Raw genomic sequence first — 12,673 nt, forward strand, 5'->3', positions numbered from 1 at the left:
CTAGAGGATGTGAAATTTTTTATCCGTGTTCAAGACGACAATGAGTTAATCTCACGAATTGAAGACCATCGGTTTTATTTTCAGGCTCAAGGCACCAATAAAAAGACGATGTACAAAAGAACGCCTTCACCGCTAGTATAACGGTAAAGACGTTTTTTTCATAGATGGTTACGCGCGGTGGCCGCGCGGAGAGTTTTATTAGCTTTAATTAAGCCAGATACTTCGATGATTATTTCAAGCCTAAAGTTTTTTGCCATAATGGCCAAACTTGATCTTCACCATATTGTTTAGCACTGCGATATGCATTTTGACTTAACTGCTGCCACCGTTTTTGATTGACTAAGGCTTTAACCATTGCATTTGCCAAGGCCTTAACCTCACCTGAAGGAACTAAATAACCATTAACACCATCTGTAATGATCTCTTTAGGGCCGTAATTAATATTATAGCTCACCACAGGAACACCGTGGGCTAGTGCCTCAACCAGCGCCAATGATTGACCATCGCTTTCTGCTGGATAAACAAAAAGTTGCGCTTGATCATAAGTTGCTGCTAAGTCTTGATGATAAGGCACAAACGTGATCACATTTTTGAGCTTAAGCTGTGTCACCTGCTGCTGCAAATTATTGATCAAGGCACCATAACCATGTATTTCTAATATCGTATCAGTCAAACGCTGATGTACTTGACTAAAAGCTTCGATCAACTGATTCAATCGTTTAGTTTGATCGATTCGACCAACAAATATAATCTTCCCAGCTATCCGTTTACTGAGTGGAATCGGCTTAGCTGTTAAGGTGGTGTTAGCCACTACTGCCGCCGGAATCGCCGTGATCGGTCTGACCGGCTGACCACCGAGCCAACGGGTCAAGTCGGCTTGTTGCTGCTGTGTTGCAGTGATCACACCATCTAACTTGGCCAAATTATCATGTATGGCATAGACGTATGCACCATTCATATTACTGAAAACTTGGTCTTGCGGATCATTAGCGTGCGTCGTTGGTAGCCAAACAAATTTGCGAGCTGCCGTTTGCATATTGATCACCGGCCAATCGGCGGCTAATGGTCGATCGGCAATAAAAGTCCCTGCTTCGCGCTGATTTAACTCATCGAGGAAAAAGCGCATTAAGTCATCTTCAGTATCAAATTGCCATTCACGTCCGTGATAAGCCAACAACCGAATTGCAACAATATAGTTTTGATTCTCGTTGTTATGGGCATAGTAACGTTCGAACAAGCGACTACCATCCAAGTTATAAATGATCTCGGTGATCACTTCGCCATTAGGTGCAAAAAATTGATCACTTGCTTTAAACCCACGCGCATCATAATAAGTTCGCTGCACAATGTTGGTAAAAGCATCAAAATAATTCACATAATATAAATGGCCCACGGTACCCGGACTAAAATAAACATCGGCGACTACTTGGTCACCGTCACGCACATGACTAACATTAGCGCTAGGATCCACGTTATAAGCTGGCGCTAAATTCAAATCCTGAATTTTTAAAACGTGCGCTGGGACTTGCTCACTTTTACGAAAAAAGTCATACAGGTTGATCAAATCGGTATCCACCAAGCCAAAATGCGCCATATTCTGATGTAATAACACGTCGAAATCCCGCGTCACTATTTTAGCAGGAACAGCATGGCGTTTAAACAAAGCTAACCGCTTAAACTCAGCGTGCTCAACGCCTGAATTCAAGGCCATTAAATACTGATTAACAAAATAGATCATTTACTGTTCCTCCCTTCCGGCATAATACCGTTCGGCCGCATTGCTTAACTGCTGCCATGCTTGCCAAACCGTTGCTTCAGAGTAGCGCTGACTATCCTGATAAGCCTGTTCGCTATATGCCTGTAGCTTAACTGGCTCACTAAGTAAGGCATAAATAGCATCGGCTAAAGCAGCAACATCATTTAATGGCACCAATAAACCATCTTGTTGATCACGAATAATTGCTTGCGGACCGTATTTAATATCATACGCAACCTGCGGTAATCCATGCGCTTGACCTTCTAATAAAGCCAACGCAAAGCCCTCCGCTCGACTAGTCAGTACCGCTAATTGTGCTTGATCATAAACTGGCCCGATGTTAGCCGTGTAATCATTGAACTTAACGTAATCGCCGACACCAAGATCAGCCACCAATTGATGTAACTTAGTCCCCGTATCGCCATTAGCGTAGCCCCAGAAATCTAGCGACACGTTAGGCAATTTAGCATGCACTTTTTGCATGGCTTTGATCAGCTGATCTTGCTGTTTTTCCTCAGATAAGCGGGCCACCATCACTACCTTGCCTGGGGTGCGTGATTGCCATTTTACATGCGGCGCATTCAACAATTGATCAGCCACCACTCCAACTGGAATCGTAAAAACCGGCGTAGTATTCCCATAGCGTGTGGTAAAATCAGCCGCTTGCTGATCAGTAGCGGTGATCACACCATCCCAATCAGCCAAATTATTTAAAGCTAATTCGTAATTATAATTTAAGGTCGACTGCTGCGGGTCAGCGGGATCATTCACATGGTTACTGTGTAAATGCATTACCCGAAATGGCCGTGTATGCATCCGCAAAGTTGACCAAGCTAACTCATAAGTACGATCGACGACAAAAATATTATGCCCGTCATCGACTTGATTCAATTCATCAAGGAAGAATCGCATCATCGCTTCTTCACCATTGAATGACCAATCATGACCGTGATAATCAATAAAACGATATAATGAATTCTTTAGATTGCCTTGCTTATCTTGCATATGAAAAGTCTGGTAAACCACGTTGCCTTGCGGATCAAAAACTTGTTCACTGGCAACTTGACCATCAACCGTATAAAACTGTTCTAAGCCTTTAAATCCGCGTGTGTCGTACCACTCGGTTTTGATTAATTTACCATTTTTAGCAAAATATTGAACGTTATTTAAACGTGGATCGTGTGGGCCGATCGTATTGACCCGCATCATTAGTTGCGTGCCCTGCTCGACCTTATAATTATGCGCATCAGCACTCACACGATAGTCTGATGGAAAAGTTAGCGCAGCGATCGTTAACTGACGCGGTTTGAAATCAGTCGAGTGCTGAATAAAATCAAATAAGTTAATTTGTTCAGTTTCAGGAATTCCAGCATTCGCCAACGTTTCATGCAAACTCAACGAAAAAAAGCGGGTCACAATTTTAGCAGGTACGCCATGTTTTCTAAATAAAGCAAGTCGCTTCATTTCCGCATGCTCGATTCCTGATTTTTTCGGGTTAATGCTCGTATTGACAAAATAAAACACGATCGCGACAGCTCCTTTAGCTCTAAATAATGATTACTCTCTAGTATAACAAACTACTGGATCAATGAAAAAAGTGGCACCTGCGGTATTTTGCCGCTGCCCCACTTTCCTGTTGCTCTCAATTAGCTAAAAATACTTTGCCAAGTATTCTTGACCCAGCTAACAAATTCTTGCCACCAACTGCTATTTTGGGCATTTTTTAAAGCCCCACCAACTTTATCTAAGGCTGAACCAATACTGGTTTTCGCTTTGTCCAACTGATTCATCGTTGATTTATCCAATACGCCAGAAGTAGTTTGATATTTGTCGGCTAAATTAACCAGTTGCGTGATGTTGGTTTGGCTGATTTTACCAGATAAATTATTATCTTTGATCGACGTATTAACAATATTAGTGATCTGCGTGGTGTTCGCGGTTTTACCCTGTTCCTTAAGATCAGCTAACTGTTGTTTGATATCCGTTAATGCGTTAGCTAACTGTAATTTGATTTTATTGGCGTCTTCCTTATTTTCTGAACTACTTTGGTTAGGATTATCCTGTTCATTTTGCTGAACTGCATCTTGAGCAACCGAATTCGTCGTCTCTAACTCTTCTTGCCCAAGCGCAGCACGATCGGGGTCGATTGTCTCACCATTAGCTTCAAACGCTTTATAGACCCCAGTCAGTGCACTTTCGCCGGTAACAGGTTTAACACTGGCAACCTCAATCGTCGCATCGGTAATGCCGGCAGTGATCAATGGATTTTTATATTCATTTGCGGTAATTTGCGTGATAGCAGAAGGCGTATCAATTTTTACGGTAATGCCGTGGCCACTGGACTCACGCGTCACCAAAACTGAAGAGATCATCACACTAGTATCGCCGGAGCCAGAGCCTAAATATTTGACCAAATCTTGGCCAGTCACACTATCAGTGGTGACATCATCACTATTGATATTCATAATAGCCATGGTTTGTTGAACCTGGCTTTGGGTTAAGCCACCACCATAAATAAAAGTCGGCTTACCCCAGCGCTCGTTAACGACACTTTCACTACTGCTGCTATCATAGGTATCCGCATGAACCGCAATCCCACTGCCAAAAAATACACCGGCTAGCGTCAATGCCACCACAAAACGGCGACTTAATTTTTGCCAAGTTAACTTCATATTATAAAACCCCTTATATATTTTTTTAATGAACACCAAACTATATCCTAAAATAGGATGTCTATACAGCAGCCTATCAGCCTGCCTATTTATTTTAACTAACTTTCTGTATAAAAGCGATTACTCCGACAAAACTTTACCATATATTTAGTTTTGCTGAGCCTTTAGCTTCGACCACGAAAATGTTAGAATGAAGATATCTTAATAGGAAAAGGTGAGAATATGAAAAACGGAACCAAGATCATTACGTTAGATAGCGGTTATCATTTGTGGACCCATACCGACGGCACTGGCGACATTCAATTATTGACGCTCCATGGTGGCCCTGGTGGCAATCACGAATACTATGAAAACTTTGCTGACAAGTTAGCTCCACTTGGTGTACAAGTCTCAATGTATGATCAATTAGGTTCGTGGTATTCTGACCAACCTGATTTCTCTGATCCCGCAATTCGTGACCGTTTCTTAACTTATGACTATTATCTTGATGAAGTTGAAGAAGTCCGCCAAAAGTTAGGCTTAGAGAATTTTTATTTGATCGGTCAATCATGGGGCGGTGCGCTAGTTATGCTTTATGCCTTGAAGTATGGTCAACACTTAAAGGGTGCGATCATCTCCAGTATGGTTGATAACATTGACGAATATGTGGTCAATATTAACAAGATCCGTGAAGCAACCCTGCCCGCTGATGCAGTAGCTTACATGAAAGACTGCGAAGCACGCAATGATTTGGACAACGAACGCTATCAAGGTTACGTTGACATTTTAAATGCTGGCTATGTTGATCGTAAGCAACCACTTGCGATCTCTCATTTGGTTAGTACCATGGCAACTCCCGTTTATAATGATTTCCAAGGTAATAATGAATTTGTTGTTACAGGTAAATTAAAATCATGGGATGTTCGTGACCAGATCAAGAATATCAAAGTCCCAACGTTACTGACTTTCGGTGAACACGAGACGATGCCGCTGGCAACAGCAAAACGAATGGCTGAACAAATCCCTAATTCCCGTTTAGTCACAACTCCAGACGGTGGTCATCACCATATGATCGATAACGCACCTGTTTACTTCGATCATTTAAGTCAATTTATCCAAGATGTAGAGAATGGTACTTTTTAGAAGGTAGGAGAACTATGACAGCAGAAACAACTGTTTACCTCGTTCGCCACGGTCAAACTTATTTTAACCGTTATAATCGTATGCAAGGCTGGTCAGATTCACCATTGACTGAACAAGGCATTTTAGATGCTGAAAAAGTCGGTCAGCGGCTTGCACAAATCAAATTTGATCAAGCTTATTGTAGCGATACTGGGCGTGCCCGGAGTACCGCACGTTTAATTCTTAAAGCTAATACAAGTCATGCTTTAACTGAACCGATTGAGACCCCCTTCTTCCGTGAAGAGTTTTATGGCTATTTCGAAGGCATGAACTCGCCCGAAGCGTGGTTTCTCACCGGTGCTGGTCACGATAGTAAAAACTATGCGGAAATTATCAGTAATTACTCGATCGACGCTTCAAAAGATTTTATGAAGCAGGCCGATCCATTCCACGATGCTGAAAATAGCACCGAATACTGGAATCGCCTATTGTTAGGGTTTGATATGTTGCGCCGTGATAATCCAGCTAACGCTAAAATTCTTTTAGTCAGCCATGGAACAACGATGCGCAGTATCGTTGGTAAATTCGGCGAAAATCAATTTGATTTAACTAAAAGCCCCCGGAATGGCAGTGTCACCAAGCTGGTCTTACGGGGTAGCGAAGTCCAAGTTGATTACTATAATCGCATTGACGAAGGCCCGTTAGAATAAACGTAACCGGAGCTGCTACACTTTTGAAGGTATTTGTAACCATTGTAGCGGCTATAGAAAAAGAGTTCTGATAAAAACAATATCCTTTTTGTGGTGAAGATTCGGTCATAAGAAACGTAACAAAGAACCATGACATAAATGTCATGGTTCTTTGTTTTATACTATTTTTTTAAAACAATATTTTGATATAGCTTAACGGTCAACAAATAATATAGGCTATACAACACCAGAAAAATTAAAAATGGTAACCATAAATCATGGTAGGCGTGCGGTAATAAACCTGTAGTAGTAAACATTTGGAGACCAAACAAAACATGGATCACCCCAACAACGCCTGGTAATAAGAATAGCACCCCAATTTCTTTAGCAATCGCCCCACGCAATAAACGTTGCCGGGTACCGATCTTATCCAGCATCCGATAACGCGTACGGTCACTAGCCGCTCCAGAAAGAATCTTAAACATTAAACAACTCGCCAACATTGCTAAGAAAGCCACCCCAAGGAAAAATCCCATAAATTCAAAACCAGATAATAAGCCGTTCATCATTTGATAGGCGTCATACTTAGTCGATCCCATATCATAGCTAGTTGCCACTTTGTTATGCCGTTGATCCAACTGAGTCACGCGTTTAATCGTCGGTAACTCAGCAAAGAAATCACGGGCCACAATTGTTGTCAGTTGTTGTGTTCGCCCAGATGTTTGGGCAAAAGTAGCTTGATCAACTAGTTTGATTGTTTTTTGGCTATCTCGTGGTAACAATAATTCCTGCAATGACTGCTGCCAGAGCAACGGGTTTTGTTGATTCATTTCACGACCGTAAGTCAACTGATATTTTGTGGTCGTTTGATTTTTACGCCATGGTTTTTGTACGTATACCGGCTGCTGGTCGAATTGATCACGGCTAAAATAGACGGTATTTGCCCCTACTTTATACATATAATGATTTTGTTTTTTTATGTCGATTTTTGTGGCTGCTTGTTTAATGCTGGCAGTTGGATCGTGCAAAACGACGTCATACGGCGCACTTTCGGTGAATAATTTAATGTTTTTTTGGAAACCCATCCCAGTTGTGATTGCGCCTAATGCCAACGCAAATAGCAAGGTCACCAAGGCTAACATACGATTATAATCGAAAATACGAAAGTTTAATTGCGCCAAGGTGAAATTATTCAAGCCACGACTGGCAAAAGCTGTATGGCGCTTTAAGCGAGTCAATAACCACGTAAATAATGAATTAAAAACTAAATACGTGCCCACAACAATCGTCACTAAAGCGATCGCAATGCCTAACATTTGTAAGGTGCCAATTTGGTGCATTGCCACATAGCCGATTGCTAAGCTAACTAGACCAAAGATAACTTGGCTGACTGTTTTAGCCGGTCTAACCTGAACATGTGCTGGCTGAGCGGTACTTTTTAATAAGGCTAATACTGGTGTTTTACGTAAGACACGCTGATTCATTAGTGCTGCCACTATGAATAATACCAAGAAGAAAAGCACCGTCACCACCAAAGCTGGTCCATAAAACGCACTAAAATGCAGCGCGGTGGCATCTAATCGTTGAATCAACAATTGGCCAACTAAGGTCGTTAAGCCAATCCCAACGATCACCCCCATCAATAGTGATAATACCCCGATGGCTAAGGTTTCAATAAAAATCAGTTGACCGAGCTTGCCTGACTTGGCACCTAACATCATGAACAGTCCATAATCCCGCTTGCGCATGCTTAGCAAAAAAGAATTGGCATATAAAATATAAACAAATGTAATAATTGCTAATAAAATCGAACCAAATTGGAAGATAAACGGTGCCAGCGCCAAAGTGCTATTGGCCTTAATAAAACTGTGGTTAGTTGCTAAAGTCTCAAACATATAGAAAATAGCTGCTGCCATTACTAAACCAGAAAATAAAACCAAATAATCTTTAAAGCGACTTTTGATACCGGTAAGTGATAATTTAAATAGCATCTCTAAATCACCCCCCCTACTGCTCAGTTCGGCCAAGTACACCGAGTATATCCTGATAAAACGCAGCTTTACTACGATCACCCCGTTTTAACTCTTGGCCGATCTGTCCATCCTTAATAAATAAAATGCGCTGACAATAACTAGCCGAAAATGGATCATGAGTCACTAGTAGAATTGATACTTGCTGTTGCTGATTCAACGTCGTCATTGTATCTAACAGGCTTTTAGCACTTTTCGAATCCAAGGCCCCGGTTGGTTCATCGCCCATTAAAATACTTGGTTCATGCACTAAGGCACGCGCAGCAGCGACACGTTGCTTCTGTCCGCCAGAAATTTCGGTGGGATACTTGTTTAGTATTTTATCAATACCCAAAGTTACGGCAATTTTTTCAATCAATGGCCGTGCTTTTTTTGCGGACACATTTTGTAAGGATAATGGTAACGCAATATTTTCATAAGCCGTCATATTCTCCAACAAATTAAAATCTTGGAAAATAAAACCAATTTCTTTAGCTCGGAAATCAGCTAACTGATTACCCCGTAGTTGTGTAATTTCTTGTTGATTGATTTTCACCGAGCCACTAGTTGGTTGATCCAAGGTCGATAAAATATTAAGTAACGTTGTTTTACCGGAACCAGAAGCACCCATGATCCCGACAAATTCACCCGCCTGTACCTGGAAACTCACATCGTGCAATGCCTCATATTGTTGTTCATTAGCCTGTCCATAGACTTTACGCACGGCATCTACCGCAACGATTGGTGCTTTTGCTATCATTATTAATTTCTCCTTTTTTCGTGGTTATTTTTAGTTTACGTGAAATTATAGTAGTAAGCATCAGCCTTTTGTCCGGAGTTAGCACTGCGGCTTTAGTCCAGTAGGCAAAACAGCTGATGTCTGCTAACAGCCGGTCAAACAAAGTATAATACGATCTCTAAAATGGAAAGAACGTTATTCGGGCTAGTATTTTCATGGCTTTTTCATTATACTAGATAAGATTGAATTTTATGAAAGAAAGGACGGTCGTCATGTGTGCAGCTGGCTTCTGCCAAAATAACCCGCCAATATTCCTGAAATAGATGTCACCTAAAATGTTGTCAAAAATTGGATTACATTTTAGCAGAAACGTGATTAAAAAAGCAGAATTCTGCGCTCAACTACGCTTGATGCTCAAATTCTGACCGCCTTTTTAATCACTCTATTTTTGGAGGTTATTATGGAAAAACTAGAATTAGAAAGCGCCAATCGCAATTATATAAAGTGGCCGGTGATCGCCCTAATGGACTTTGTCACCGTCATTGGCTTCGATGATATTATCTATAATTTTCAGAATCAAGGCTTAGGTGTTGTTACATCTTGGATCGTTATGCTCTTCGTTTACGTTTTACCTTATTCGTTGATGGTTGGTCACCTAGGTTCTGTATTCAGCACTGAAGGTGGCGGCTTAACTTCTTGGGTTCGCGGTACCAGCGGTGATAAAATTGGTTACTTTGCGGCTTGGTTTTACTGGGTCGTTGGTCTACCCTATATTGTTGACGTCGCTAACTCCGTTGTGATCGCCTTTGGTTGGTTGATCCACGGTAACGGCAACGTGGATGCGTATATGTCCAAAGCCATGTTTGGCATTTTAACCACCATCGTTTTCGTCGGCTTTATCTTTTTTGAACATTTATTCAAAAATAAATCATTGGCGATCATGAGTGTTATCGGTGGTAGTGCCATGTTCATCATGACCGTATTATTTGTTATTATGACCGTCGTCGCTTTAACAACCGGTGGGCATATCGCCACCCAACCATTTACACCAAAAGCGTTCATCCCTAAAATTGATGGCCATTTCTTCACCACGCTAGGTCTGTTGATTTTTGCCATGAACGGTTCTGAACTGGTCGCACCATATGTAACTGATATGAAGAATCCGCGGAAGGACTTTCCAAAAGCAATGATCACGATTGCGGTGATGACCGCCTTTCTTACGGTTTTCGGTTCATTCTCATTAGGTGTGTTCTTCAATGCCCACCATTTACCCAATGACCTGAAAATGAACGGCTCCTATTACGCTTTCTTGGCATTAGGCCAACATTTCGGCTGGGGTAAAATTCTAATGTATGTCTTTGCAGTGACCCAAGCAATCTATATGTGTGCACAATTAGCCGTCTTACTAGATGCCGGTACCCGCGTATTTCTTGGCGATATTAGCAAAAAATATATGCCAAAACAATTATCCAAGCTTAATGCGGACGGTCTACCGATCAACGGTTACTGGATGACCACCGCCATTTGTGCCGTGATCATGTTTCTTGGTGGCTTGTTACCGCAAATCAACGATATTTTTAATTGGCTGTTGAACCTTAATGGTATCGTATCGCCATTTGCAACCTGCTTCCTTTTCTGGGCATTTATGATGGTTCGCTTGCATAGTGACCGTTACCCAACACCAGCGTACAAATACATCAAAAATGACCGCCTTGGCTTCAGTGTCGGCGTCTGGATGCTAGTCATTACTTTCTTCTCCGCTGTCGCTGCCTTTTTCCCGGCTGATGCCAAGCCTGGTACAACGATGTGGACAGATTCACTGATCATGAATATTGTGGTCACGATCGGCTTGTGTGCGATCGGTTTCGTTATGCCGATCATTGCCCGTCGTCAACGAGAAAACTCCGGCAACGCCTTTACCAGCAGCCAGTGGGCAGTAAACCTTATCCTGCTGCTCATCGCTACTGCAATCGGCTACTGGATCTCACGCCTCCAAAGTGTGGACGTACTCGTTCGCTTAATTTTGATTTTATTGGTTATTGCTCTATTCAGTCTTTGCTTACGTCTTATTTATCGACGCTCAGCTAAAGCCTAAACCGTGGCGTGATGCAAAAAGCATCACGCTATTTTTATTGAAATAAAACCTTCAGCCGCCTTGGCTAGCTATAAATTTTCTGAAATGCTAAAATTTAATTAATGTAATCTATAAATTAGCGTAAAAAGGACTGTGAACCATGCCATCAACTACTCAACAACAAATCGCGACTGCATTAAAAGCTTTGATGCTGACCACCTCATTTAATCAGATCAATGTTACTTTGATCATGCAGCAAGCTCAGTTACGGCGCCAAACTTTTTACGAGTATTTTCAAGATAAATATGATTTATTGGCTTGGATCTTTAGTTCCGAAGCTGGTACTGATCTGGAAGCAAGTGTCGACTATGAGCACTGGACATCCTCTCTACTCGACTTACTCAATTATCTTGAGGATAACCGCTCATTTTACCGCAACGCCCTGGCTATCAGTGAGCAAAATTCCTTTGATCAATATTTTCTAGCTCACACCAAGCAACTGACCGATATCATTGTCCGCGATTTATTGAAAACAAAAAATATTCCGTTGACCGGCGCGTACATTAGCTTCCTTCGTGAATATTTTTCACGAGCTGTCGTTAGCGTCATTGTTGATTGGCTACAAGACGAGCAACCAAATTCACCACAATATCTCAGCCAGCAATTACAAACTGTGATCGAAGACACGATTAGTGGTTTTTTACAACGGGTTCAATAATGATTCACTGTATTCACAATTCACAATACCCCCCCTAATTAATTTCAATTAGGGGGGGTATTGTATTCTGATTATTTAGTCAACGTCGATCGTTACCTCAACGAGTTGCGTCGGAACGTCGTAAAATGGATCTTCCCGCCGACCTAAGAAATCTTTGGCTTGTTCGGGGAACAACGCATACATCAACACATCTTCAGTTGAATGGGCGTATTGACCAATTTCTTTGCGATAATTGGCCATTTGTGGAGCGATCAGATCGGCTGGCCGCACCGTGATCACGTCAGGGTCGTCGCCAATGATCTTGTGGCGGATCGCGTCAGAGACCGGCACAGGTGGTCGGCCATAATAGCCCTTTACGTAGTCCTTGATTTCTTTAGGGACCAACTTGTAGCGTTCGCCACTGATCACGTTCATGACGGCTTGGGTGCCCACCATTTGTGATAATGGCGTGACTAATGGCGGGTAGCCTAGATCAGCGCGTACATGCGGCACTTCTTCCAATACAGCTTGATATTTATCTTCCAAGCCCTGTTCTTTTAACTGATTGAGCAAGTTCGACAACATGCCACCCGGTACTTTATACAGTAACGTCCGTGGCTCTGTGTCCTTAACTTTAGGATTTAATAAGCCAGCTTGCCGAAAACGGTCGCGCACCGGGTTAAAGTGTTCGGCGATCTTAGATAACTTGTTGATATCTAAGTTAGTCTGGTAGCCGAGCCCTTCTAAGGCGATGGCCATCGATTCCGTACTTGGCTGACTGGTGCCGCCAGAAAATGAGGAGATCGCCGTATCGATAATATCGGCGCCTGCTTCAACGGATTTCAAGTAAGTCATTTCGGAGATGCCACTAGTCGCATGGGTATGGACCTCTAACGGTAGATCGACTGCGGCTTTGATCTCACTGACTAACTGATA

At 42.2% G+C, this 12,673-nt stretch carries 9 protein-coding genes and 1 pseudogene; 4 read left to right on the forward strand and 6 right to left on the reverse strand.

Features of this window, described 5'->3' with window-relative positions; translation table 11 throughout:
• Positions 1 to 229 precede the first annotated feature (229 nt).
• The 3 genes from asp1 to EKM76_RS10910 all read right to left on the reverse strand — a co-directional run bounded on the left by asp1 (position 230) and on the right by EKM76_RS10910 (position 4,428).
• A complete protein-coding gene (gene asp1 / locus EKM76_RS10900) occupies positions 230 to 1,738 on the reverse strand; it encodes an accessory Sec system glycosyltransferase Asp1 (RefSeq protein WP_125550690.1) in 1,509 nt (502 codons plus the stop codon).
• Complete coding sequence (locus EKM76_RS10905; protein WP_125550691.1) at positions 1,739 to 3,280, reverse strand: glycosyltransferase; 1,542 nt, start codon at positions 3,278 to 3,280, stop codon at positions 1,739 to 1,741.
• 122 nt (positions 3,281 to 3,402) lie between these two features.
• Positions 3,403 to 4,428 (reverse strand): DUF1002 domain-containing protein, encoded by a 1,026-nt coding sequence (locus EKM76_RS10910; RefSeq protein WP_125550692.1) that lies wholly within the window; start codon positions 4,426 to 4,428, stop codon positions 3,403 to 3,405.
• 222 nt (positions 4,429 to 4,650) lie between these two features.
• Between EKM76_RS10910 and EKM76_RS10915 the strand changes: the two genes are divergently transcribed.
• Together EKM76_RS10915 and EKM76_RS10920 are read left to right on the forward strand one after the other, a co-directional pair.
• Positions 4,651 to 5,550 (forward strand): proline-specific peptidase family protein, encoded by a 900-nt coding sequence (locus tag EKM76_RS10915; RefSeq protein WP_125550693.1) that lies wholly within the window; start codon positions 4,651 to 4,653, stop codon positions 5,548 to 5,550.
• 14 nt (positions 5,551 to 5,564) lie between these two features.
• Entirely contained in the window at positions 5,565 to 6,239 is a 675-nt protein-coding gene (locus EKM76_RS10920; RefSeq protein WP_125550694.1) for a histidine phosphatase family protein, read from the forward strand.
• Between the two features lie 161 nt (positions 6,240 to 6,400).
• On the opposite strand, the gene EKM76_RS10925 is transcribed toward EKM76_RS10920, so the two are convergent.
• Both EKM76_RS10925 and EKM76_RS10930 read right to left on the reverse strand, forming a co-directional pair.
• Positions 6,401 to 8,209 carry an FtsX-like permease family protein gene (locus tag EKM76_RS10925; protein WP_125550695.1) on the reverse strand — a complete coding sequence of 603 codons (1,809 nt, stop codon included), beginning with the start codon at positions 8,207 to 8,209 and terminating at the stop codon, positions 6,401 to 6,403.
• A gap of 16 nt (positions 8,210 to 8,225) precedes the next feature.
• Positions 8,226 to 8,984, reverse strand: a complete 759-nt coding sequence (locus EKM76_RS10930; protein WP_318531407.1) for an ABC transporter ATP-binding protein — start codon at positions 8,982 to 8,984, stop codon at positions 8,226 to 8,228.
• 442 nt (positions 8,985 to 9,426) lie between these two features.
• Here EKM76_RS10930 and EKM76_RS10935 point away from each other — a divergent pair, with 442 nt between their 5' ends.
• Together EKM76_RS10935 and dhaS are read left to right on the forward strand one after the other, a co-directional pair.
• Positions 9,427 to 11,061, forward strand: coding sequence for an APC family permease (locus tag EKM76_RS10935; RefSeq protein WP_125550697.1), 1,635 nt, complete (start codon positions 9,427 to 9,429; stop codon positions 11,059 to 11,061).
• A 139-nt stretch (positions 11,062 to 11,200) separates the two neighbouring features.
• Positions 11,201 to 11,758 (forward strand): dihydroxyacetone kinase transcriptional activator DhaS, encoded by a 558-nt coding sequence (gene dhaS / locus EKM76_RS10940; RefSeq protein ID WP_125550698.1) that lies wholly within the window; start codon positions 11,201 to 11,203, stop codon positions 11,756 to 11,758.
• Positions 11,759 to 11,833: 75 nt separating this feature from the next.
• On the opposite strand, the pseudogene EKM76_RS10945 reads toward dhaS, so the two are convergent.
• A pseudogene (locus EKM76_RS10945) lies at positions 11,834 to 12,673 on the reverse strand (oxaloacetate decarboxylase subunit alpha); the annotation flags it as partial.

This window comes from Loigolactobacillus zhaoyuanensis (assembly GCF_003946385.1).
Taxonomy (GTDB): Bacteria; Bacillota; Bacilli; order Lactobacillales; family Lactobacillaceae; genus Loigolactobacillus; species Loigolactobacillus zhaoyuanensis.

Bases quoted from the DNA above. Each gene is read 5' to 3' on its own strand.
- asp1 (WP_125550690.1), bottom strand. From the start codon at position 1,738: ATGATCTATTTTGTTAATCAGTATTTAATGGCCTTGAATTCAGGCGTT.
- EKM76_RS10910 (WP_125550692.1), bottom strand. From the start codon at position 4,428: ATGAAGTTAACTTGGCAAAAATTAAGTCGCCGTTTTGTGGTGGCATTG.
- EKM76_RS10915 (WP_125550693.1), top strand. From the start codon at position 4,651: ATGAAAAACGGAACCAAGATCATTACGTTAGATAGCGGTTATCATTTG.
- EKM76_RS10920 (WP_125550694.1), top strand. From the start codon at position 5,565: ATGACAGCAGAAACAACTGTTTACCTCGTTCGCCACGGTCAAACTTAT.
- EKM76_RS10925 (WP_125550695.1), bottom strand. From the start codon at position 8,209: ATGCTATTTAAATTATCACTTACCGGTATCAAAAGTCGCTTTAAAGAT.
- EKM76_RS10935 (WP_125550697.1), top strand. From the start codon at position 9,427: ATGGAAAAACTAGAATTAGAAAGCGCCAATCGCAATTATATAAAGTGG.
- dhaS (WP_125550698.1), top strand. From the start codon at position 11,201: ATGCCATCAACTACTCAACAACAAATCGCGACTGCATTAAAAGCTTTG.